Origin of the sequence: Ferrovibrio sp. (genome assembly GCF_019636075.1) — a bacterium.
Taxonomy (GTDB): Bacteria; Pseudomonadota; Alphaproteobacteria; order Ferrovibrionales; family Ferrovibrionaceae; genus Ferrovibrio.
The window spans coordinates 110,513-131,835 of the sequence record NZ_JAHBYG010000005.1 but is presented as its reverse complement, the minus strand read 5'-3'; the positions used below and the strand labels follow the sequence as shown (position 1 = coordinate 131,835).

Below are 21,323 nucleotides of genomic sequence, written 5' to 3'. Positions count from 1 at the left end.
GATCATGACGGCAACAGATGGATTGGTCTACATCATAGATGATGATCCTTATATCCGCGAATCGCTGCAAGAATTGTTGCGTTCCGTGGGCCGCCGGGCTTGGACTTTCGAAACGACGCAGAAATTTATCGCAAGCGACAGGCCGGATGAACCGAGCTGCCTTGTGCTGGATGTGCGGCTGCCGGGGCGCAGCGGATTGGAGTTCCAACGCGATTTGCGCGATGCCGGCATTCAAATTCCGATCATCTTCATCACCGGCCATGGCGATGTGCCGATGTCTGTTGCGGCGATGAAGGCGGGCGCGCTGGAATTCCTCACCAAGCCGTTCCGCGATCAGGAGTTTCTCGATGCGGTGGACCGCGCCATCCGGATCGACAGTGAATGCCGTGGCAATGCCAGCATTTTAGGCGAGTTGCGCGACCGTTATGACGAATTGACCAGTCGGGAGCGCGAGGTGCTCGCGCTTGTCGTGCAAGGCAAATTGAATAAACAGGTTGCGGCTGAATTGGGTTTGAGCGAAATCACCGTGAAGGTTCACCGCTCTAATGTGATGCGGAAAATGCGCGCGCAATCCCTACCGGATTTGGTGCGATTCACCGACAGGCTGAATGCCCAGGCAAAGGGTATTGGCTAGGCGATACCATCGTATAATTGTTCGGGTGATACCCCCTCCGTAAGGTGCGAATGCATTTTGCCCTTGGCGACACGCGAAGCGTTGCCGGCTTGATGTCTTGCCCGATCTGGAGCGCAAAGATGAATGCCATCCACCATAAAAGACGGATTGCAGGTCTGTTGCCTGGAATGGGAAGCCGCAATGCGTTTGCGGGCCAACTTTCTGTGAAATTCTGACGACGGAACAGCGATAAAAAAGAGGGTAGATATGAGCAATCCGAAGCTTGAAGTTCTCACACCGGAAAATTCACAACTCATCATTATCGATCATCAGCCGCAGATGGCCTTCGGCGTGCAGTCGATCGATCGCCAGGTGCTGAAGAATAATGTGGTTGGCCTGGCCAAGGCGGCGAAGATTTTTTCGATACCCACCACCATCACCACGGTGGAGAGCGAAAGTTTCTCCGGCTATACCTATCCGGAAATTCTGGATGTGTTTCCCGGGCAAAAGACCCTGGAGCGCACATCGATGAACTCGTGGGACGATCAGAAGGTGCGTGATGCCCTGGCGGCCAACAAGCGCAAGAAAGTGATCGTGGCCGGCCTGTGGACCGAGGTTTGCAACAACACCTTCGCACTTTGCGCCATGCTGGAAGGTGGTTATGAAATATACATGGTGGCCGATGCTTCCGGTGGCACTTCCAAGGATGCGCACGATTATTCGATGCAGCGGATGATCCAGGCCGGGGTGGTGCCGATGACCTGGCTGCAAGTGCTTCTTGAATGGCAGCGTGATTGGGCGCGCCGCGATACCTATGATGCGGTAATGGCGGTGGTGCGCGAGCATTGCGGTGCTTATGGCATGGGCGTGGATTATGCCTACACCATGGTGCACAAGGCGCCCCAACGTACCAAGGAGGCGCATACCTCTTTGGCCCCGGTGCCGGCGCGATAAGCCGCCCCGGTGTCGGACGATAAGCCGGCATTGCCAACGACAGGCCCGATTTCGTGCAGGAGTGGGAAGGCATGAAGCTCTATCTGCTTTCGCTCGGCGTCGGCCTGTTGGTTGGCATTATCTATGCCTTGCTTAACGTGCGTTCCCCGGCTCCGCCGGTGGTTGCGCTGATCGGATTGCTGGGCATCCTGATCGGCGAACAGATCGTGCCGATTGCAAAGCGGCTCATGTCTGGCCAGCCGATCACGATTTCCTGGCTGAAGTCAGATTGTGGGCCGCATATCTTTGGGGCCTTGCCAGGCAAGGCCGAGGTTAAGCCCGGTTGCGATAAAGGTGCGCCAACATCATGATGCCAAATCGTCGCGCAGCCCTTAAGAGCGCTGCCTCGGCGGCGCTGGCTTCATTGCTAGGCAAGGCAACATACGCGCAAGGAAACGCTCCCATGCATGCAGATATGATCCTGGTGAATGGTCGCTTTGCCACGCTAGATCGCAGCAACCCCAACCCTCAGGCAGTTGCGATCAAGGAGGGAAAGTTCCAGGCGGTGGGCGATGAGCGCGATATCCGCGCATTGACCGGACCCGACACTCAAGTGATCGATCTGAAGGGCCGGCGGGCGATTCCCGGGCTGATCGACAGCCACATGCATATCATCCGTGGCGGACTCAACTACAATATGGAACTGCGCTGGGATGGCGTGCGCTCTTTGGCTGATGCGATGCGTATGCTGAAGCAGCAGGTGGATCGCACGCCGGCGCCGCAATGGGTGCGTGTGGTGGGTGGATTCACCGAACATCAATTCGCTGAAAAACGCCTGCCCAGTATCGACGAGCTTAACGCCGTTGCGCCGGATACGCCGGTTTTCATCTTGCATCTTTATGATCGGGCTTTGCTGAATGGCGCGGCCTTGCGCGCGGTGGGCTATACCAAGGATACGCCCAATCCACCGGGCGGAGAAATTCAGCGAGATGCGCAAGGCAATCCCACGGGCCTGCTGATCGCCCGGCCCAACGCCACTATCCTGTATGCCACCTTGGCCAAAGGGCCGAAGTTGCCGGCGGAATATCAAAAGAATTCCACCCGGCATTTCATGCGCGAGGTGAATCGGCTGGGTGTTACCGGTGTGATCGATGCCGGCGGCGGATTCCAGAATTACCCCGAGGATTATCGTATCATCGAGGAATTGCATGCGGAGGGAAACCTCACTCTCCGCATTGCCTATAATCTTTTCACGCAGAAACCGAAACAGGAATTGCAGGATTTCGCTGGCTGGGCCAAGCAGGTGCGGCCGGGGCAGGGCGACGACCTCTATCGCCATAATGGCGCAGGCGAGATGCTGGTTTATTCCGCAGCCGATTTCGAGGATTTCCGTGTCGAGCGACCGGATATGCCGCCCAGCATGGAGGCGGAACTGGAGCCGGTGGTGCGTCTGTTGGCGGAGAACCGCTGGCCATGGCGTTTGCATGCCACCTACAATGAAACCATCACGCGCGCATTGGATGTGTTCGAGAAGGTGAACCGCGACACGCCATTCAGCGGCTTGCACTGGATCATGGATCACGCCGAAACCATAGACGAGCGCAATATCGATCGTATCGCCGCGTTGGGTGGCGGCATTGCCGTGCAGCATCGCATGGCCTATCAGGGCGAAGAATTCGTGGCCCGTTATGGCGAAAAGGCCGCCGAGCATACGCCCCCGATCCGCCGCATGCTGGACCGCGGCGTGAAGGTGGGGGCTGGCACCGATGCAACCCGCGTTGCTTCATACAATCCCTGGGTTTCGCTGTCTTGGCTGGTTACCGGCCGCACCGTAGGCGGCCTGTCGCTTTATCCGGCCAACAATCGGTTGACCCGTGAAGATGCCCTGCGTCTGTGGACCGAAGCCAATACATGGTTCTCCACCGAGGAAGGCAAGAAGGGCCAGATCAAGGTGGGGCAACTGGCCGACCTTGCCGTGCTATCAGAGGATTATTTTTCGGTGCCGGAAACCGAGATACCGCATATCACCGCTGTCCTCACCTTGCTGGGCGGGAAGCCGGTGCATGGCGACGGCGATTTCAAATCGCTTGCACCGCCTCTGCCGGCCGCCATGCCGGATTGGTCGCCGGTGCGGCAATTCGGCGGGTATCAACTGCGCCGTGCCGATGTGCAGCAATTGCGCGATGGTAATACCGCATTGGCCGCGGCTTGTGGATGTGCCGTGTCTTGCGGCGTGCATGGCCATGCTCATGCCGGTGCCTGGGCTTCAGCGGTGCCGGTTTCCGATAATCGCAGTTTCTGGGGCGCATTGGGTTGCTCTTGTTGGGCGGTGTGAAATGCTTGCGGATAGTGTTCGGCGTGTGCTGGCGCCGAGGGTTATTCTTTGGCTGGCCTTGCTGGGCCTGTGTGCGGCCTATCTGCAGGGTGGGCTGACCAAATTGTTTGATTTCGCCGGCGCGGTGGCTGAGATGCAGCATTTCGGTCTGCTGCCGGCGGCGCCATTCGCCGTTGCCGTGATCGTCACCGAATTGCTCGGCGCGGCGATGATCCTGAGCGGATGTGGGCGCTGGCTCGGTGCTTTGTGGTTGGCTGGCTTTACGCTAATCTCCACATTCGTGGCCAACCGCTTTTGGGAAATCACCGCTCAGCCGGATCGTTTCATGATGACGAATGCGTTTTTCGAGCATCTTGGGCTTTGCGGCGGATTGCTGCTGGTGGCCTGGTATGATCTGCGCCAGGAGGCCCGGCGATGACAGCAGCCAAACACGGCAATGCCGAATCCGGTGGCAGTGGTTTCGCACCACTGCGCCAGCCGGTATTCGCCGTGCTTTGGGTGGCAACAGTGCTTGGCAATGTTGGCACTTTCATCCGGGATGTGGCCAGCGCCTGGCTGGTCACCGATCTTTCGGCTTCGCCTTCCGCTGTTGCTATGGTGCAGGCGGCTGGCACCTTGCCGATTTTTCTGCTGGCGATACCAGCCGGTGTATTGTCGGATATCTTGGATCGCCGCCGGCTGTTGATCGTGATCCAGCTTTGCCTCGCCTGTATCAGTGGCACCCTGGCATTGCTGGCGCATGCCGGGGAACTCACCGTCACCAGCCTGGTTGCTCTTACTTTTCTGGGGGGCGTGGGCGCGGCTTTGATGGCGCCTACCTGGCAGGCCGTGGTGCCGGAATTGGTTTCCAGGGCTGATCTTAAAAACGCGGTGGCGCTGAACTCCATCGGCTTCAATATTGCCCGTGCGATAGGGCCGGCCATCGGCGGTTTGCTGCTGGCCGGTTTCGGTGCTGCGGTCACCTATGGCGCCGATGTGGCCAGCTATCTGCTGGTGATCTGTGCGCTGCTTTGGTGGCGCCGTAAAGGCAATGATGGCGATGAATTGCAGGAGCATTTCTTCGGCGCGTTTCGCGCTGGCCTGCGCTATGCCCGGGCCAGCCGGCCGTTGCATATCGTGCTGCTGCGGGCCGGCCTGTTTTTCATCTTTGCCAGTTCGGCCTGGGTGTTGTTGCCGCTGGTGGCGCGCAGTCTGCTGAATGGCGGGCCGGGCTATTATGGCCTTCTGCTCGGCGCTGTTGGGGCCGGTTCCATCCTCGGGGCTTTTGTGTTGCCGATGCTGCGCCGGGCCCTGTCCTCCGATAATCTCATGCTGGGCGCGGCGCTGATTGCGGCAGCAGTGATGGCCTGCCTGTCATTCGCGCCGCCGCAATGGCTGGCTGTGGTGATCCTGCTGTTGCTGGGTGTCGGCTGGATTACGGCGCTTACAACGCTGAACGGCATCACCCAAAGCATCCTGCCCAATTGGGTGCGCGGGCGCGGATTGGCGATTTATCTTACGGTGTTCAACGGTGCATTGGCGGCTGGCAGCCTGCTATGGGGCGGGGTGGCTGAACAGATCGGCATTCCCAACACCTTGTTGGTTGCCGCCGCAGCATTGGTGGTTATGGCAATGGTGGCCCGCGCCTTGCCTTTGCCCGCCGGCGAGGAGGATCTTACGCCATCCAACCATTGGCCAGAGCCGTTGCTGGCCGAGCCAGTGGCGCATGACCGCGGCCCTGTGTTGATAACCATCACCTATCGGATCCGAAAGGCGGATCGGCCAGCATTCTGGGCAGCGCTGAAGCCGCTGGCGGAAGTCCGCCGCCGCGATGGTGCCTATGCCTGGGGCGTGAGCGAGGATACCTCCGATTCCGAGCACATCAAGGAATGGTTTTTTGTGGAATCCTGGGCCGAGCATTTACGCCAGCATCGCCGGATATCCCATGCCGACGCTGATTTGCAGAAGGATGTGCTGGCCCTGCATGCCGGCCCCGATAAGCCGCTGGTGGAGCATTTCCTCGCGCTGGAAAAGCCCGATCGAAAGCATTGATCTGCCGGCTTTAATGCGCCTGGGTTTCCGGGATAACCTGCACGCCACTATCTGTGATGCGGAATTGCGGGATATGGCCCAGGCCGATCACCAATCCGGCATCCTTGCCCAACGCTGCGCGCCACGCATGACCTTCGGTGAGGATGACGCCGGCGCCCACCACTTCCCCGCCGGCTTCGCGCACCAGATCCAGCGTGGCGGCCAGGCTCGAACCGGTGGCCACCACGTCATCCACCACCAGCACGCGCCTGCCCTGCAGCAGCGGCAAGGCACGGCGATCCAGCAACAACTTCTGCTGGCCCGATGAGGTGACCGATTGCACCATCTTCACGATGGCATCCTTCAGATGAATCTTGGGGGATTTTTGCAGGATCACATATTGATCCAGGCCCAGATGGCGTGAAACCTCAATCGCCACGGGTATGCCCAGCGTGGCGGCGCCCACCACGATATCCGGCTTAAGCATAGCCGCGCGTTTGGCCAATTCCGCACCGATATGCTCGCCGAAACGCACGCCCATATCGATCACCATCAGCAGGGAAATCGCCAGCTCGGGTGAAATGCCGATGATCGGCAGATCTATTCCCAAGCCAGCGATATCCACGCGATGATGGCCGAACACCCGCAAGGCGGATTGTTCGCTCATATGCTCAGCCAAATTTCGGGCGGGCGGCGGCAGTGGCCTTCAGGAAATCGAAGGTCACCACATCTTCCACCTTCGGCACGATCTTGTCGAAGCGCTTGCCGGCCTTGTACAGCTCGATCATCTCCGCCACGCGCTCGGTCGAGATGGTGCCCCAGCCATCGGCTTTGGTATCGGCGTTGAAGGCCACCTGCATGATCTTGTTCATGGTGGCCTTTTCCTGGGCGGCATCCAGATTGGGATATGCCTTCGCCAGAATGCCGGCTGCTTCCTCAGGATTGTCGTGAGTCCAGGCCCAGCCCTTGGCAGTGGCGTTCAGGAAGCGGGTGATGATGCTGTGATGCTTCTGAATCGTCTCCTTCGACGAGAAATAGGCATTGGCGTAAGACGGCACGCCGGCATCATGCTGGGTCATGGTGACGTAATCCGGGCCAAGCGTTGCCAGCGCATTGGCGTTGGTGATGAACATGGTGACGCAATCCACCTGGCCGGCCAGCAGCGGGGTTACGTCAGAGCCGGCATTGATCACGGTGACCGAGGCCGGATCGATCTTGTTTTTCATGAAGATCAGGTCCATCACGAAGCGGCCGGTGGGCTGAATGGCGATCTTCTTGCCGATCATATCCTGCGGCTTGCGGATCGGGCTTTTCGGCATCGAGATGAAACCGAACGGGCTGGTCTGATAGCCGCAGGCGAAAACCTGCACCGGCAGGCCGTTGCCGCTGGCCACCATGGCCTGGCCCAGGCCGGAGAATTCACCCAACAGGGCTTGGCCCGACAAGACCGAAGGCGCGGTCTGCGAATTCGGACCGCCCGGGATGATGGTCACTTTCAGGCCTTGTTCCTCATAGAACTTCTTCTGCACTGCCACCACATCGCCCACCTGGCTGTTGGAAACCAGCCAGTCGATCTGGATTTTAAGCTCGGCTTCGTCGCCGGCTGCCGAAGCGCGCGACAGGGTGACGAAAGGCAGGCTGCCGCCCAGGCCGATGGCCGCGCCGGTGAGGGCGCTGCGCTTGAGAAAGTCGCGGCGTTTCATGGAGGAGGTGAACATGGGGAATGCTCCGGGAGGGGGATGTTCATTTGGTTCGCATGCTTGCGAATGTGAATCGAGTATTGTGTTTCGTCAGGAACGAGTCAAACATCCGCGCGTTTCGATGCATGTTCCGCGCGGCTTCATCCGCGTTGATCGCTGCATAGAAATGCGGCAGCGCTGTGCGACCGTGCCGCCGGTCATGCTACCTTTAACGTGTCATCTGTCCCGATCTTTGCCGGGCCATTCTTAAAAGTGGAAATATCATGCCTCCTCATCGTTTGATTCTCGATTGCGACCCCGGCGTTGATGATGCTTTCGCCATGATGCTCGCTTTTGCGGCACCGGAAAAAATCGAGATGCTGGGCGTTACCTGCGTGGCTGGTAACCGGCCGCTGGATCAGACTGCCTATAACGCCCGCCGGCTTTGTGCTTTGGCCGGGCGGCCGGAGATACCGGTCTATGCCGGCTGCGCGCGGCCGATCATGTGGGCAGAGGGCGAGCCCGTGGATGTGCATGGCAAGGATGGCTTGGGTGATGTGAGCCTTCCGGAGCCCAAGGCGCCGTTGCGCGATGGCCATGCCGTGCAATTCATCATCGACACCGTGATGCGCGAGCCGGAAAAAACCGTGACGCTTTGCTGCATCGGGCCGATGACGAATCTAGCTCTGGCCATTGTGATGGAGCCACGTATCGTGCCGCGCATCCGCGAACTGGTTTTCATGGGCGGCGCAGCCTTCCGCATGGCTATGTATCGCGTGTCGGAATTCAATTTCTATTCCGATCCCCATGCCGCCCATATCGTACTGTCGGCTGGCATTCCGCAAACCATGTTCGGCCTGGATATCACTTATCAGGCCGAAGTGAATCCCGGCATCTTCCAACGGCTGGATGCGCTGACTGGTCCGGCCCCGAAAGCGCTGGCGGATATGCTGCGCACTTATGCCTCGATGGATCCGCGCCTGCATGATGTGGTGGCCACGGCTTATCTGATCGAACCTGGCTTGTTTGATGGCGTGGAGGCCCATGTTTCGGTGGAATATACTTCACCCACAACACGGGGCCTCACCGTGGCGCGCTGGACACCGCCGCAGCTTGCCGCTGGTTATCAAACCAACACCCGGGTGATCACCAAGACCGATCCGGCTGCCTTCTTCGACCTGATGTTGACCTATCTGGCGCGCTATTGACCTACCAGCGCAGGAATTTCTTTTCCGATGCGATAACGATGGCAAACAGGCTCAGGGCCAGGGCGGAAGACATGCAGATTGCTGCGTAAAGCAGGCCGGACCGATAGTTGAAGGTGGCCTGAATGATCAGCGAGCCGATGCCCATGGTGGAGCCGATCCATTCGCCGACGATGGCACCGATCACGCAGCTAGTGCACGAAATCCGCAGCGCTGAAAACAGAAAGGGCAGCGAGCGCGGCAACCGCAGGCGCAGGAAGATTTCCAGGCGGCTGGCAGACATCACGCGCATCAGCTCCATTTCGCTGCTGGTATAGGCTTCCAGGCCACGGATCATATTCACCAGGGTGGGGAAGAAGCAGACCAGCGAAGCGATGATGATTTTCGGGGTTATGTTGATCCCGAAAATCAGAATCAGGATCGGCGCCAGCGCAATGACCGGTATGGTGTTGAACAACACCGCGATCGGCAGATACATCTTCTGCACCGTATGGAAATGCACGAAGATCACCGCCACGCTGATGGCGGCAAGATTGCCGCAGATGAAGCCGGCCACGGCTTCCAACAGCGTGGGCCAGAAATTCTGTGCCAGCAGCACGCGGTTTTTCCAGATTTCCGCGGCTACATCCCAGGGAGCCGGCGCAATGAAGGGCCGCACTTCGCCCAGCACGATGATGCCAGACCACAACAGCAGCAACGACAGGCCGCCGGCCAGTGGCCATAGCCAGGTGAGGTTGCGCTTGCGGGGCAGCGGTTTCAACATGCTCATGCGGCAATCTCCCCGCGATAGGCTTTTTCCAGCACGCGTCGCAGGCCGGTGGTGATTTCAAAAAACGCCTGGCTGCTGCGGTCGATGCGGTTGTCTGGTTTGGCCTGGCGCAGATCTATGATATCGGCGATCCGGCCCGGATTGGCAGCCATCACCACCACACGCTGGCCAAGATAGGCTGCTTCTTCCAGGCTATGGGTTACGAATACCACCGTGGTGCCGGTTTCCCGCCAGATGCGCAACACTTCCTCATTCAGGCTTTCCCGGGTGATTTCATCCAGCGCAGCGAAAGGTTCGTCCATCAGCAGGATATCGGGCTGGGTTACCAATGCGCGGGCAATCGCCACGCGCTGGCGCATGCCGCCAGACAGTTCGTGCGGCATGGCGGCTTCACGCCCGCTCATGCGCACCAGTTCCAGCAATTCCTTCACCGGGCGATGGCCCCGACCCAGCGCAGCCCAGCGCCCCACTTGCAGGGGGAGCGAGATGTTGTCCATCACGCTACGCCAAGGCAGCAGGGTGGAATCCTGAAACACGAAAGACACTGCGCGGGCCTTGCGGGCGGCCTCGGGTGGGGCGCCATTCACCTCTGCCGTGCCTGCGGCGCAGGGCAGCAGGTCGGCTACCAAGCGTAACAAGGTGGATTTACCGCAGCCCGATGGCCCGATCAGCACTACAAAGCTGCCGGTTTCGATATCCAGATTGATATTCTGGCAGGCGGTGAACAGGCCGGCATCTGTTGCGAAGGTTACGGCGGCATCGCGCAGAGCGATGGCATTGGGTGGGCGACTGCTTCGGGCTGGCATCGGTAAACATCCACTGGAAACGCAAACGGGCATAAATCTATGCGAAATTCATGCCGGGCCCTGTCTCCCGCCTGTACTGTCGCCTCCTGCCGGGCAGCCAGCTTCGGCGTATCGGCGGGTAAATGATTTTCAGCTTGACCGGCAGCATTCTATCGTCTAAAAAATTAGATATCATCTCATTTATAGTTTTTGTGGGCGAGCAGGATCATGACCATCGTGCAGCCGCGTAAGGCAATTTTTCCCAGGCCGGTGGCCGAGCAGGCGCTTGCCGTGCTGGCCAACGACCCAGTGAATGACGACTACAAGCACCTGGTGCTGCAGGCCGGACAGCCGTTTACACAGGCGCAGCCCGGGCAGTTCTTCCATTTGCTCTGTCCTTCTGGGGATGGCCTTGCCGCGCCGTATTTCAGGCGCCCGATGAGCTGCTATCGGGCCGATCCGCAGGCCGGGCGGCTGGAATTCCTCTATAAACTGGCCGGGCGGGGCACGCGGGCGCTGGGCGGCCTGCATGCGGGCGACAGCCTCAATGTGCTGGGCCCGTTGGGCAAGGGATTCCGCCTGCATCCCGATTGGCGGCATATCCTGGTGCTGGGCCGTGGCGTGGGCCTGGCCACGCTGGCGCCGCTGGCCGAGGCCGCGTGCGCAAGCGGCATGCGGATAACGGCTATCCTGAGTGCGCGGCGGCATGATCTTGTGATGTCGGCTGAGCGCTTTGCCGCTGCGGGTGCCGATGTGTTGCCTGTGCATGATGATGATGGTTCCAGCGCGCCAGAAAATCTGCATCAGATACTTGAAGGCCTTGTGCAGGCCGGCAATGCGCCTGACGCAGTGTTTTCCTGCGGTTCGAACCGTCTGCTGCGGTTGTTGCAGGATTATGGCCGGCGCCATGGCATTCCTGGCCAGGTGGCGGTTGAGCAGCAGATGGCTTGCGGGCTTGGCATGTGTTTCTGCTGCGTGCGGCCATTCGGCGATGCGGCGGCGCCGGAGCATCGCCGGGTCTGCTGGGATGGTCCGGTTTTCGATATGCAGGAGACGCACGAATGCTGACTGGGGCGTCTGTGAAAAATATCGATATGTCTGTGCAGGTCGGCGCATTGACTTTGCAGAACCCGGTGATGCCGGCCTCGGGCACCTTCGCCGAAGGATTGGCGCGGGTTTTCGATCTCAATGATCTCGGTGCCTTTGTCACGAAAACCATCACCCATGAAAAACGCCAGGGCAACGCCCTGCCGCGCGTGGCCGAAACCGCAGAAGGCATGCTGAATTCCATCGGCATTCCCAGTAAGGGGCTGGATGCCTTTCTGGCGGATGTGTTGCCTTTTTATGCACCGCTGTGCCCGCCTTTGATCGTAAGCATTTCGGCCCCTACGGCGGATGGCTTTGCGCGTCTGGCGCGGGATGTCAGTTTGCCGGGGGTTGCGGCTATCGAAGCCAATATTTCCTGCCCCAATCTGGAAGCCGATGGCCGGGCTTTTGCTGTGTCGCCGGAAACAACGGCGCAGGTGGTAGCTAAATTGCGCTACGCCACATCGCTGCCGCTCTGGGTGAAGCTCAGCCCCAATACCACCGATATCGCGGCCGTGGCCCGGGCGGCGGAATCCGAGGGCGCAGATGCCGTGGTGGTGGCCAACACTATTCTTGGCATGGCAATAGATACCGAAACATTCAAGCCACGCCTTGGCAATGTGATGGGCGGATTATCCGGTGCGGCCGTGAAGCCGATTATTCTGCGTATGACCTATCAGGTTGCCAGGGCAGTGAAGATTCCGGTGATTGGCTGTGGCGGGATCGGCAATGCCGAGGATGCGGTGGAATATCTGTTGGCAGGTGCCGCAGCGGTTCAGGTCGGGACTGCTACCTTCCTGCATCCGGCTGTGATGCCCGAGATCATTGCCGGGTTACGAGATTTCTGCGCGCGGCGCGGCTTTGCACGCCTCAGCGATCTCAGCGGCGCATTGCGTGAGCCGGCCGAAGTTGCAGTTGGGGAGAATGCGGCATGAGCCCGCTGCGGGATATGCTGCCGTTGGCCGCTAGCCTGTTCGATGGCCTTGCCAAGCTGGGCCATGATGGCGTTGGCATCACACGGGATTCCTATGGCGTGGGGGAAACCGCAGCCATTGAATATCTCGCCGGTCAGGCAGCCGAATATGGTTTGAAAACCAGCCGGGACGGTGCCGGCAATATGATGATCGACCTGCCCGATTATACCGCTGGGCCGGCCATATGGATCGGCTCGCATCTCGATTCCGTCCCGCAAGGGGGCAATTACGATGGCGCCGCTGGCGTGATTGCCGGCTTGTTATGCCTGGTGGCGCTGCGGCAAAGCAATCAGGCGCCACCGCGTCCGGTACGCGTTGCGGCTTTGCGCGGCGAGGAAAGCGCCTGGTATGGCAAGGCCTATATGGGCAGTTCGGCGCTGTTCGGGAAACTCGATGAACATGATCTAGCGTTGCGTCGCCGTAACGGCAGTGGCAGCCTGGCCGATGCGCTTGCTGCGCTGGGCGCGGATTTGGACAATATCCGTGCCGGCAAGCCGTTGGTGGATATTGGCGATATCGCGGCTTATCTGGAATTGCATATCGAGCAGGGTCCGGTGATGGTGGCGCGCAATCTGCCCACGGCGGTTGTTACCGGCATTCGCGGCAATATCCGTCACGGCAATATCGTCTGCCTGGGAGAAGCCGGGCATTCCGGCGCGGTGCCGCGCTGGTTGCGCCACGATACAGTGTTTGCCATGGCCGAATTGATCAGCCGGCTAGATGAGCATTGGCGCATTCTGCTGGAACGCGGCCTTGATCTGGTTATCACCAGCGGCATTGTCGGTACACCGCCGGAGGAACATGCTATCTCGCGCATTCCCGGCCGGGTGGCATTCAGCTTCGAAGTGCGCAGCCAAAGCAACGATACGTTGGAGGCCTTCTATCATCTGATGCGTACCGAGGCGGAAACCATCGCGCGCAGCAGGGGCGTGCGGTTTGAATTCGATCGGCGGATTTATTCAGCCCCTGCCCGCATGGACGATGCCATCGTGCGCCGGTTGCTGGATATTTCCGCCCGCCAGGGGTTGCCGGTTGAAACCCTGCCCAGCGGGGCTGGCCATGACGCGGCGATTTTCGCTAATGCCGGCATTCCATCTGGGATGATTTTCGTGCGCAATGCCAATGGCTCGCACAATCCGCAGGAAGCGATGGAACTGGCCGACTTTATCGCCGGTGCCGGCCTGTTGTACGATGCCGTGTCAACCAAAGCCTGAAGGGATGCTGCGGCTCATGGATAAAAAAGCCATCGCAACAGAAACCGCGCGCATGCTGCTGAAGATCGGCGCGGTGCAGTATAATCCCCATCAGCCGTTTTTCTTCACCACAGGTTGGGCCAGTCCGGTGTATATCGAATGCCGGCGGCTGATTTCCTATCCGGCATTCCGCCGTCGCATCACGGATTTCTCGCTGTTGGGCCTGCAGGCCGCCATACAGCAGGATGGCTGCGATGTGGTGGCTGGCGGCGAAAGCGCGGGCATACCTTTTGCCGCCTGGATCGCCGAGCGACTGGATCTTTCCATGATTTATATCCGCAAGCGACCGATCGGGATCGGCCCCAATGCGCAGTTGGAGGGCGATTTGCCGCCCGGCGCGCGGGTGTTGCTGGTGGAAGATTTGACTACGGATGCGCGCAGCAAGATCAATTTCTGCGATGCGCTACGGCAGGCCGGCGGTTTGCCCAAGCATATATCGGTGATTTTCTCCTACGGCATATTCCCCGGCACAACCGATATGCTGGCGCGACAGAATCTGCAATTGCATGCGTTAGCCGATTGGCAGGATATCCTGCGAGTTGCGCGAGAAGACAATGCCTTCGATGCCGTGACCTTGCAGGGCATAGAAGATTTTCTGGCCGATCCAGTGCGCTGGTCGGCCAATCATGGTGGCGTTGCCAATTATGGTAATTGAAAACGGCAAGGCCGGCATGCAGGCCGGCCATTATACCGAGATCGGCCAACGCCTGAAGGCATATCGGCTGGGTGCCAATCTCTCGCCCGATCTGGTGGCGGAAAAACTCGGTGTATCGCGTGCGGCGCTGTATCGCATCGAAGCCGGCCATGTGGTGAAGATTGAAACCCTGGAGCGTCTGGCCCATGTGCTGAATACCAGCGTGGGCTCTCTGCTTGGCATCGGCGTGGAATATTATGCGCAGGCCGCCGGCTTTTTTGAACGCATGCGCCAGCTGGAAGCTGAGAGCGACAAGATCGTGGCGCATTTCGGGCCGTTTTCTTACCTGCTGATGTCGGCCGACTATACCGAGCATTTGCGCGAGATGCTGATCGAAGGCCTGCCGCATCAGGCCCAGGGCAAAGTCCAGTTGCGCAAGGATATCGAACATTGCCTGAAGATTCTGGAACAGCGGCGCGGGGAGCAGGCGCAGCGCAAACCGAATATCGTGAATATCGTCAGCCTGTCGGAGTTGCAGCGATTCCTCAGTCTCGGTCTGGTGGGGCGCCTCGATCTACCGCTGAAGATGCGCAACGAACGCGTGGCGCGTGCCCGGCATGAATTGAAGCGGCTGGCCGATCTGATGGAGAATGAGCCGATGGGGGTTCAGATCGGCGTGGTGGAAGAGATGCTGCCGGGCGTCAGTTTCCAGGTTTTTCAATCCGGCCGGATTACCAAGCTGGCCGTAAGCCCGTTTCGCCTTGGTGAATTGCCCAATATACGAGGCGGCATTGCGATGGTAACCGATGCCCCTGATGCCGTTGGCTATTACACCAAGTTGGCGGATGATCTCTGGCAATCGGCGGAAAAAGGCGCGCGCGGTGCAGTGCTGGTGCGCAAATGCCTGAAAAAATCTGGGCCGGATTGAAACCCCGGCCCAGCTTGTTGCGGATCGTTCGTCTGTTTTGGATCAGACGTGGGGCGTGGTTTTGGCCATGGCGGGGCGCTTGGAAAATGTCTTGAACCAGGCGGCCAGCTTGGGATGGCTTTTGCGCCAATCGTAATCGCTGAAACGGAAATCAAGGTAGCCCAGCAGGCAGGCCGCGGTTACGGTGCCGATATCCAGTTCGCTGCGCAGATGCTTCAGCCAGGTCTTTTCCAGCTCGCCCACGGAACTGGTGATCTTTTCCATCTGGCCCTTCGACCAATCGGCCCATTGCTTGCTCTTCGGGCGGATCACCACTTCGTAGCGGCAGAGCAGGGCGGCATCCAGGGCTTCATCGGCCAGCGAGGCCAGCGTCAGCGCGGGCCACCGCGCCGCCCCTTTGGGGAACAGCTTCGGTGCGCGACCGATATTGTCGAGATATTCGCAGATCACCCGGCTGTCGTAGATCGCGCTGCCGTCCTTCAGCAGCATGGTGGGCACCTTGCCGGATGGGTTCTGTGCCACGATGGTGTGGTCGCGCTTCACCGGGCCGGCAGCTGAAGGCAGATGTTCGATCTTTTTGTCCAGGCCGCGCAGGATTGCGCAAACCATGACCTTGCGCACGAAAGGCGAGGCGGGGGAATAATAGAGTTTCACGATTTACGTCTCCTGTTGGGTCAATTGACCATGTGAAATCAGGCCGTTCGGGCTATGGCCGGCTTGGGCATTACTGCCTTCCAGATGTTTCAGCAACACTTCACCGGCATAGCGCACATGTTCGCGCATCAAAGCGGCGGCACGGTCGCCGTGGCGCGCGGCTATGGCATTCAGAATGCGGTGGTGATCATCATGCGAGCGATGAATCACTGAGAAATCCCGGTCTCCCCAAACTATGATGCGGTCAGAAGCCATGGGCACATTATGGCTGCGTTTGACGAAATCGGCTACCCATGGGTTTTGGGCGGCTTCGATGATGGTGCTATGGAAATCCACATTCATACGGCGATAAGGCGCGAGCAATTCTGGCTTTAGCCGGCCGCTCGACAGAATGCGGTCGCCATCCGCGAGGCGCTCTTCAAGCCAGCCAATCGTTTCGGTGCTCATGCCATTGCGGGCGGCCAATTCGCAGGCCAGGGCTTCCAGGCTGGCGCGCACTTCGAAGGCGTTTGAGATGTCTGCGCTGTTGAAACCGCGGACCCAGTATCCGCGATGGCTGGAATATTGCACCAACCCTTCGCGCGACAATTCCGCCAATGCGGTGCGCAGTGGGGTGCGAGACACCCCTAGCCGTTCCGCCAGTTCATCCTGCCCCAGCCGACTGCCGGCCGGAATGCTACCCTCCAGGATCAATTCGCGGATAGCGCGAGCGGCAGCCTCGGCACTGGTAATCGAACTGGCATTAGCGCTGCTTTCGCCGCCCAAGACACATCCTCCCGAGTTTGGATGAGCGTAGATTATTGGTTGAAATATATAAATGGATACAAAGTTAATTCAACGGCAAAGAATGTGCTTGTGTTAATGCCTTTCATGTTGTATTTGGATCCAAAATCTCTGGGGTGGGAATGATCCGATGGAAGTGAAAAAGCGTGTAGCCCTTGTAACTGGGGCGGCCAGAGGCATCGGCGCAGGCATTGCGCAGCGTTTGGCGGCAGATGGCCTTACCGTTGCTATAGCAGATTTGGATCCAAAAGCAGCGGAAGCTACAGCGGCTTCCTTGCCAGGCAGCGGCCATCGCGGCTATGCGGTGGATGTGCGCGATGAAGCCCTGGTGAAGGCGTTGTTTGATACTGTCGAGGCCGATTTCGGGCCCTTGGCGGTGCTGGTGGCCAATGCCGGCGTGCTTTTGCTTCGTGAGGGCGGGGTTCGTCCTCTGATCGTTGATACCACGCTGGACGAATGGGAGCAGAGCCACGCGGTGAATACCCGGGGCACCTTCCTTTGCACTCGCGAGATGCTGCGTCGGCGTACGGCTCAGCCCGTGGCTGATGCCCGGGTGGTCACGCTGTCATCGGTAGCGGCGCAATTGGGCGGCTACCGCTCATCCAGCGCGTATATCTCATCGAAATCCGCCGTGCTGGGCTTCACCAAGGCGGCAGCACGCGAGGCGGCCTCGCTCGGGCTGACGGTCAATTGCGTGGCGCCCGGCCTGATCGATGCGCCGATGCTGCGCCTGTCGCTGCCGCCTGAAAAGGATGTGGATGTGAAGGGCAGCATCCCACTCAACCGTATCGGCACGCCAGAAGACGTGGCTCAGGCGGTTTCCTTCCTGGTTTCGCCGGCTTCCTCCTATCTCACCGGGATCGTCATCGACGTGAACGGCGGTTATCGGATGCAATGACATGGCGCGGCTGATCCAAGGCCTTTCCAGCTTATTGGCTGTCCTGGCGGGTTTATCCCTGGTTCTGATGATGGTGCATGTCACCGCTGATGTGCTGGGGAAATACTTCCTCAACATGCCGATTCCGGGCACCGCAGAAGTGGTGGCGAGCTATTACATGATCGCGACCGTTTTCCTGCCGCTTGCCTATATCGAAGTGCATAATCGCCCCATCGTGGTGGAATTGTTCTACGACCTGATGCCGCGCTTATTGCAGCCGGTGTTGGATGTGATGGGCGCCATGGCCTCCATTGCCTTCTATGGTTTTCTTACCTGGCAGAGCACGAAAATCGCCATGGATTCGATGGAAATTCGTGAAATCGTGGAGGGCGCCTGGCGGGTTGTGGTCTGGCCCAGCCGTTTCTTGCTGCCGATGGGCCTGGCCGTAGCATGCCTGGTTTTGACGCTGCGTTTGGTTTTGATGGCTGGTGGATCGCGCCCCGAGCATGATCACGAAGCCAAGGCGATCTGAGGGAGACGCGCTATGGATCGCACGATAATCGGCCTCGGTATTGCTTTGCTGCTGATTTTTCTGCGCGTACCGATTGGCGTTGCCATGGGCATCGTCGGTTTTGGCGGTATCGCTACGCTGATTTCCTGGCACGCTGCCATCGGCATCGCCAAGGCGATTCCTTATCAATTGATCGGCGATTGGAATCTCTCGGCGGTGCCGATGTTCCTGCTGATGGGCTATGTGGCATCGGCAACGGGGCTTACCAATGGTCTGTTTGCCTCGGCGCGCATCTTCTTCGCGCGCGTTCCTGGCGCGCTGGCATCCGCTACCGTGTTGGCCTGCGCCTTCTTTGCTTCGGCTTCCGGCTCCAGCGTGGCAACTTCGGCAGCTTTCTCGCGTATTTCCATCCCCGAGATGCTGAAGGCGAAATACGATCCCGCCCTGGCCACCGGCTGTGTGGCTTCGGCCGGCACGCTCGGTTCGCTCATTCCGCCCAGCATTTTGATGATTGTGTTCGGCATCATGGCCGATACTTCGATTTCGCAATTGTTCATGGCGGGCGTGGTGCCAGGCATCCTGTCGGCGGTGGTTTTCATGGGCTATATCGCCCTGCGGGTGAAGCTAAATCCGGCCCTGGCTCCGCGTGACGATACGCAATATAGCTGGGCCGAAAAGAAGGCCGCGCTGATGGATGTGTGGCCCCTGCCGGTTCTGATCATCGGCGTGCTGGGTGGTATTTTCTCAGGCATGTTCACCGCTACCGAGGCCGGCGCCATCGGCGCGATGATAGCCTGCGTGATTGCCGCCGCACGTCGCTCGTTAACGCGGGAAACCTTCCGCAAGGCTATTGTGGATACCGCCGAAGGCACGGCTGCCATCTTCATCATCGTTGTCGGCGCGGCGATTTTCGCGCGCTTCATGTCCTACAGCCAATTGCCGGCCACGATGTCGCAATCCTTGCTGTCCATCACAGACAGTCCCTTGCTGATGATCTTGGCGATCAGCGCCATTTTCCTGGTGCTGGGTTGTGTGCTGGAGAGCATTTCGATCATGTTGCTTACCATGCCGCTGCTGCTGCCGTTGCTTAAGGCGATGGATGTAGACCTGGTGTGGTTCGGCATCCTGGTGATCAAGCTGCTGGAAATCGGCCTGGTCACGCCGCCGGTGGGCATGAATGTCTATGTAATCAAGAGTTCCCTGGGCGACAGGGTGTCGCTCACAACGATATTCCGCGGTGCATTTGGCTTCATTGCCGCGGATATGGTGACGCTGGCCTTGCTGATCAGTTTTCCGATCATCACGCTTTGGCTGCCGAACTTGCTCGCCAGGTAAAATATCACTGCAACCTACAAGGATTAAAAACGGAGGGACGACGATGAAGATGATTAAGGGTGCTGTTGCGGCGGGTCTCGGCCTGGCGCTTTTTGCGGGCGTTGCCGAAGCGCAGACGCAGATTGCCACCAACTGGCTGGCGCCGGCTCATATTCTGAACGAGTTCACGTATCAGAAATGGGCGGAAGATGTGGCCAAAGCCAGCAATGGCAGCCTGAAATTCGAAATCCATTCTTCGGGTTCGCTGGTGCCGGCGCGCTCCACCATGCAGGGCATCCGTGATCGCGTGGCTGCTGTGGGCATCGTCTATCCGGGCTATACGCCTTCGGAATTGCCGCTCAACAACGTGATCAACGATCTGGTTTTCGTGACCGACGATGATTTCGCTGCTGCTTTCGCTTATTCCGAAGTGGGCATGCTGAATGCCAAGCTGCAGGGCGAGTGGAAGAAGAATGGCGGTCTTTTTGCCGGTGGTTACGCCACGCCTGTCTATAACTTCGTCTGCATGAAGCCCATCCGTGGCCTCAATGACGCCAAGGGTTTGAAGATTCGTACGGCTGGCGGCGCGCAGACCGATTGGGTGAAGCTGCTGGGTGGCGTGCCGGTTTCGGTGCCGATCGGCGACGTTTATACCGGTCTGGAGCGCGGCTCGCTCGATTGCACCATGACCGATCCCACCAACCTGGATAAGGGCAACAAGTTCTGGGAAGTGGCCAAGTCGGTCACTCTGCTGCCCATGGGCGTGGTGGTTGGCGCCAACTATGTCTACAACCCTGATTTCTGGAAGGGTTTGAAGAACGAGCAGCGGCGCGTTCTTCTCGATGCCATGGCTATGGGCAATGTGCGTGCGCAGATCGCCTATCATGTTGGCGTGAAGGCGGCGCTGGATGGTTCCAAGCAGCGTGGCCTGGAAATCATCACCCCGGCGGCCGATCTTTCGACCAAGCTGACGGAGTTCAACAAGGATTTCGTGAGTGGCCTGGCGAAGAATTCCGTCGAGAGCCGCAAGGTCGCCGATCCGTCTGACCTGGTTCAGGAATTCCTGAAGGTGCAGGACAAGTGGAAGGGCCTGCTCAAGGGTGTGGATCGCACCAACGAGGCTGCGGTGTACAAGGTGTTGCACGACAATCTCTACAGCAAGATCGACGAAAAGAAGTTCGGTCTGTGATCTGCCGGGCCGAGGGAAAACCCTCGGCCCCTTTTCTTTTTTTCCAAGGGTGAGCCAGATGGCTAAACCGATTGCATTGGTGACGGGTGCTGCCGCTGGGATTGGCGCGGCGATAGCCGAAAGGCTGGCTGCCGATGGCTACCGGGTATGTATTGCTGATCGTGCGGCGGGCCCAGCAGAAGCTACGGCGGACGCAATTCGCAAGGCGGGCGGAGACGCTTTCGCCGAAGCGTTGGATATCACCGATGAGATCGCGCAGGCCGCTCTGTTGCAGCGTCTCGGTGAATTGGATGTGCTGGTAAATAACGCCGGTATTTTCGATGTGAAGGATTTTTTCGAGCTGACGGCGGATGATTTCCGCCGGATGTACGAGATCAACACGGTGGCGATGTTCACCCTCAGCCGCAATGCTGCCACGCGTATGGCCAAGGGTGCGCGCATCGTGAATATCGCTTCACGCGCCATGCTTGGGGCGCGGCATTATGCCCATTATGTGTCATCCAAGGCGGCTGTAGTGGGGCTTACCCGCGCCATGGCCCTGGAATTGGCGCCGCGCGGCATCTCGGTGAATGCCGTTGCGCCGGGTGTGATCGAAACCCAGATGCTGAAAGCGCGCTCCGATACCAATCTGGATGGCCTGCGTGCCTTGCAGCCGTTGGGTCGCTTGGGTGTGCCTGAAGATATCGCCCGGACCGTGGCATTCCTTGCCGCACCGGAAGCCGATTTCATTACCGGACAAATTTTGCTTGTGGATGGCGGCCGTTCGTTGGGCGGCGCAACGGGGATTTAGG

Annotated in this window: 23 protein-coding genes; 17 read left to right on the top strand and 6 right to left on the bottom strand. The window is 59.2% G+C overall.

All coding sequences use genetic code 11. The features are described from left to right. Positions 1-4: 4 nt before the first annotated feature. The 6 genes from KF827_RS04180 to KF827_RS04155 all read left to right on the top strand — a co-directional run bounded on the left by KF827_RS04180 (position 5) and on the right by KF827_RS04155 (position 5,912). The gene (locus KF827_RS04180; RefSeq protein ID WP_291000625.1) at positions 5-634 is read left to right on the top strand and encodes a response regulator transcription factor; all 630 of its coding nucleotides are present in this window, start codon (positions 5-7) and stop codon (positions 632-634) included. Between the two features lie 246 nt (positions 635-880). Next, a complete protein-coding gene (locus tag KF827_RS04175; protein ID WP_291000621.1) occupies positions 881-1,567 on the top strand; it encodes a hydrolase in 687 nt (228 codons plus the stop codon). Between the two features lie 71 nt (positions 1,568-1,638). Then, positions 1,639-1,917, top strand: coding sequence for a DUF1427 family protein (locus KF827_RS04170; protein WP_291000618.1), 279 nt, complete (start codon positions 1,639-1,641; stop codon positions 1,915-1,917). A gap of 92 nt (positions 1,918-2,009) precedes the next feature. After that, positions 2,010-3,881 carry an amidohydrolase gene (locus tag KF827_RS04165; protein WP_291000615.1) on the top strand — a complete coding sequence of 624 codons (1,872 nt, stop codon included), beginning with the start codon at positions 2,010-2,012 and terminating at the stop codon, positions 3,879-3,881. Position 3,882: 1 nt separating this feature from the next. Next, complete coding sequence (locus tag KF827_RS04160; RefSeq protein ID WP_291000612.1) at positions 3,883-4,299, top strand: DoxX family protein; 417 nt, start codon at positions 3,883-3,885, stop codon at positions 4,297-4,299. Beyond that, complete coding sequence (locus tag KF827_RS04155) at positions 4,296-5,912, top strand: MFS transporter (protein WP_291000607.1); 1,617 nt, start codon at positions 4,296-4,298, stop codon at positions 5,910-5,912. Before KF827_RS04160 ends, KF827_RS04155 begins: the two co-directional genes overlap by 4 nt. Positions 5,913-5,922: 10 nt before the next feature. Here the strand turns inward: KF827_RS04155 and KF827_RS04150 are convergent, their stop codons facing one another. Continuing rightward, on the bottom strand, positions 5,923-6,558 hold the full coding sequence (locus KF827_RS04150) for a phosphoribosyltransferase family protein (RefSeq protein ID WP_291000604.1): 636 nt from the start codon (positions 6,556-6,558) through the stop codon (positions 5,923-5,925). A 4-nt stretch (positions 6,559-6,562) separates the two neighbouring features. Then, positions 6,563-7,609: an ABC transporter substrate-binding protein gene (locus tag KF827_RS04145; RefSeq protein ID WP_291000602.1), complete on the bottom strand. Its 1,047-nt coding sequence runs from the start codon at positions 7,607-7,609 to the stop codon at positions 6,563-6,565. Positions 7,610-7,854: 245 nt separating this feature from the next. Here KF827_RS04145 and KF827_RS04140 point away from each other — a divergent pair, with 245 nt between their 5' ends. Then, entirely contained in the window at positions 7,855-8,778 is a 924-nt protein-coding gene (locus KF827_RS04140; protein ID WP_291000599.1) for a nucleoside hydrolase, read from the top strand. A gap of 1 nt (position 8,779) precedes the next feature. On the opposite strand, the gene KF827_RS04135 is transcribed toward KF827_RS04140, so the two are convergent. Together KF827_RS04135 and KF827_RS04130 are read right to left on the bottom strand one after the other, a co-directional pair. After that, positions 8,780-9,544, bottom strand: coding sequence for an ABC transporter permease (locus tag KF827_RS04135; protein ID WP_291000596.1), 765 nt, complete (start codon positions 9,542-9,544; stop codon positions 8,780-8,782). After that, positions 9,541-10,350, bottom strand: a complete 810-nt coding sequence (locus KF827_RS04130) for an ABC transporter ATP-binding protein (protein WP_291000593.1) — start codon at positions 10,348-10,350, stop codon at positions 9,541-9,543. The genes KF827_RS04135 and KF827_RS04130 overlap by 4 nt, the downstream gene beginning before the upstream one ends. A 207-nt stretch (positions 10,351-10,557) precedes the next feature. Between KF827_RS04130 and KF827_RS04125 the strand changes: the two genes are divergently transcribed. From KF827_RS04125 to KF827_RS04105, 5 genes are read left to right on the top strand one after another with little or no spacing between them, the layout of a single operon-like run. Further along, positions 10,558-11,397 (top strand): dihydroorotate dehydrogenase electron transfer subunit, encoded by an 840-nt coding sequence (locus tag KF827_RS04125; protein ID WP_291000590.1) that lies wholly within the window; start codon positions 10,558-10,560, stop codon positions 11,395-11,397. A gap of 26 nt (positions 11,398-11,423) precedes the next feature. Continuing rightward, positions 11,424-12,350 carry a dihydroorotate dehydrogenase gene (locus tag KF827_RS04120; protein ID WP_291000587.1) on the top strand — a complete coding sequence of 309 codons (927 nt, stop codon included), beginning with the start codon at positions 11,424-11,426 and terminating at the stop codon, positions 12,348-12,350. Then, positions 12,347-13,603, top strand: coding sequence for a Zn-dependent hydrolase (locus tag KF827_RS04115; protein WP_291000580.1), 1,257 nt, complete (start codon positions 12,347-12,349; stop codon positions 13,601-13,603). The genes KF827_RS04120 and KF827_RS04115 overlap by 4 nt, the downstream gene beginning before the upstream one ends. Before the next feature lie 16 nt (positions 13,604-13,619). After that, positions 13,620-14,297 carry an orotate phosphoribosyltransferase gene (locus tag KF827_RS04110; RefSeq protein ID WP_291000577.1) on the top strand — a complete coding sequence of 226 codons (678 nt, stop codon included), beginning with the start codon at positions 13,620-13,622 and terminating at the stop codon, positions 14,295-14,297. Further along, positions 14,287-15,204: a helix-turn-helix transcriptional regulator gene (locus tag KF827_RS04105; protein WP_291000574.1), complete on the top strand. Its 918-nt coding sequence runs from the start codon at positions 14,287-14,289 to the stop codon at positions 15,202-15,204. The genes KF827_RS04110 and KF827_RS04105 overlap by 11 nt, the downstream gene beginning before the upstream one ends. 42 nt (positions 15,205-15,246) lie before the next feature. Here KF827_RS04105 and KF827_RS04100 read toward each other — a convergent pair whose 3' ends face one another. Continuing rightward, entirely contained in the window at positions 15,247-15,858 is a 612-nt protein-coding gene (locus KF827_RS04100; RefSeq protein WP_291000571.1) for a glutathione S-transferase, read from the bottom strand. A 3-nt stretch (positions 15,859-15,861) separates the two neighbouring features. Then, on the bottom strand, positions 15,862-16,623 hold the full coding sequence (locus KF827_RS04095) for a GntR family transcriptional regulator (RefSeq protein ID WP_291000566.1): 762 nt from the start codon (positions 16,621-16,623) through the stop codon (positions 15,862-15,864). Between the two features lie 148 nt (positions 16,624-16,771). On the opposite strand from KF827_RS04095, the gene KF827_RS04090 reads away from it, so the two are divergent. From KF827_RS04090 to KF827_RS04070, 5 genes are read left to right on the top strand one after another with little or no spacing between them, the layout of a single operon-like run. Continuing rightward, positions 16,772-17,539 (top strand): SDR family NAD(P)-dependent oxidoreductase, encoded by a 768-nt coding sequence (locus tag KF827_RS04090; RefSeq protein ID WP_291000563.1) that lies wholly within the window; start codon positions 16,772-16,774, stop codon positions 17,537-17,539. 1 nt (position 17,540) lies between these two features. Continuing rightward, on the top strand, positions 17,541-18,050 hold the full coding sequence (locus KF827_RS04085; protein WP_291000560.1) for a TRAP transporter small permease: 510 nt from the start codon (positions 17,541-17,543) through the stop codon (positions 18,048-18,050). Between the two features lie 12 nt (positions 18,051-18,062). Then, the gene (locus KF827_RS04080; protein ID WP_291000557.1) at positions 18,063-19,364 is read left to right on the top strand and encodes a TRAP transporter large permease; all 1,302 of its coding nucleotides are present in this window, start codon (positions 18,063-18,065) and stop codon (positions 19,362-19,364) included. Positions 19,365-19,407: 43 nt separating this feature from the next. Further along, on the top strand, positions 19,408-20,532 hold the full coding sequence (locus tag KF827_RS04075) for a C4-dicarboxylate TRAP transporter substrate-binding protein (RefSeq protein ID WP_291000553.1): 1,125 nt from the start codon (positions 19,408-19,410) through the stop codon (positions 20,530-20,532). 58 nt (positions 20,533-20,590) lie between these two features. Then, positions 20,591-21,322: a glucose 1-dehydrogenase gene (locus KF827_RS04070; RefSeq protein WP_291000550.1), complete on the top strand. Its 732-nt coding sequence runs from the start codon at positions 20,591-20,593 to the stop codon at positions 21,320-21,322. Position 21,323: the final 1 nt, after the last annotated feature.

Excerpts from the sequence above, each read along its gene's own strand:
- KF827_RS04180 (WP_291000625.1), top strand. The coding sequence starts at position 5 with ATGACGGCAACAGATGGATTGGTCTACATCATAGATGATGATCCTTAT.
- KF827_RS04175 (WP_291000621.1), top strand. The coding sequence starts at position 881 with ATGAGCAATCCGAAGCTTGAAGTTCTCACACCGGAAAATTCACAACTC.
- KF827_RS04170 (WP_291000618.1), top strand. The coding sequence starts at position 1,639 with ATGAAGCTCTATCTGCTTTCGCTCGGCGTCGGCCTGTTGGTTGGCATT.
- KF827_RS04165 (WP_291000615.1), top strand. The coding sequence starts at position 2,010 with ATGCATGCAGATATGATCCTGGTGAATGGTCGCTTTGCCACGCTAGAT.
- KF827_RS04160 (WP_291000612.1), top strand. The coding sequence starts at position 3,883 with ATGCTTGCGGATAGTGTTCGGCGTGTGCTGGCGCCGAGGGTTATTCTT.
- KF827_RS04155 (WP_291000607.1), top strand. The coding sequence starts at position 4,296 with ATGACAGCAGCCAAACACGGCAATGCCGAATCCGGTGGCAGTGGTTTC.
- KF827_RS04150 (WP_291000604.1), bottom strand. The coding sequence starts at position 6,558 with ATGAGCGAACAATCCGCCTTGCGGGTGTTCGGCCATCATCGCGTGGAT.
- KF827_RS04145 (WP_291000602.1), bottom strand. The coding sequence starts at position 7,609 with ATGTTCACCTCCTCCATGAAACGCCGCGACTTTCTCAAGCGCAGCGCC.
- KF827_RS04140 (WP_291000599.1), top strand. The coding sequence starts at position 7,855 with ATGCCTCCTCATCGTTTGATTCTCGATTGCGACCCCGGCGTTGATGAT.
- KF827_RS04135 (WP_291000596.1), bottom strand. The coding sequence starts at position 9,544 with ATGAGCATGTTGAAACCGCTGCCCCGCAAGCGCAACCTCACCTGGCTA.
- KF827_RS04130 (WP_291000593.1), bottom strand. The coding sequence starts at position 10,350 with ATGCCAGCCCGAAGCAGTCGCCCACCCAATGCCATCGCTCTGCGCGAT.
- KF827_RS04125 (WP_291000590.1), top strand. The coding sequence starts at position 10,558 with ATGACCATCGTGCAGCCGCGTAAGGCAATTTTTCCCAGGCCGGTGGCC.
- KF827_RS04120 (WP_291000587.1), top strand. The coding sequence starts at position 11,424 with ATGTCTGTGCAGGTCGGCGCATTGACTTTGCAGAACCCGGTGATGCCG.
- KF827_RS04115 (WP_291000580.1), top strand. The coding sequence starts at position 12,347 with ATGAGCCCGCTGCGGGATATGCTGCCGTTGGCCGCTAGCCTGTTCGAT.
- KF827_RS04110 (WP_291000577.1), top strand. The coding sequence starts at position 13,620 with ATGGATAAAAAAGCCATCGCAACAGAAACCGCGCGCATGCTGCTGAAG.
- KF827_RS04105 (WP_291000574.1), top strand. The coding sequence starts at position 14,287 with ATGGTAATTGAAAACGGCAAGGCCGGCATGCAGGCCGGCCATTATACC.
- KF827_RS04090 (WP_291000563.1), top strand. The coding sequence starts at position 16,772 with ATGGAAGTGAAAAAGCGTGTAGCCCTTGTAACTGGGGCGGCCAGAGGC.
- KF827_RS04085 (WP_291000560.1), top strand. The coding sequence starts at position 17,541 with ATGGCGCGGCTGATCCAAGGCCTTTCCAGCTTATTGGCTGTCCTGGCG.
- KF827_RS04080 (WP_291000557.1), top strand. The coding sequence starts at position 18,063 with ATGGATCGCACGATAATCGGCCTCGGTATTGCTTTGCTGCTGATTTTT.
- KF827_RS04075 (WP_291000553.1), top strand. The coding sequence starts at position 19,408 with ATGAAGATGATTAAGGGTGCTGTTGCGGCGGGTCTCGGCCTGGCGCTT.
- KF827_RS04070 (WP_291000550.1), top strand. The coding sequence starts at position 20,591 with ATGGCTAAACCGATTGCATTGGTGACGGGTGCTGCCGCTGGGATTGGC.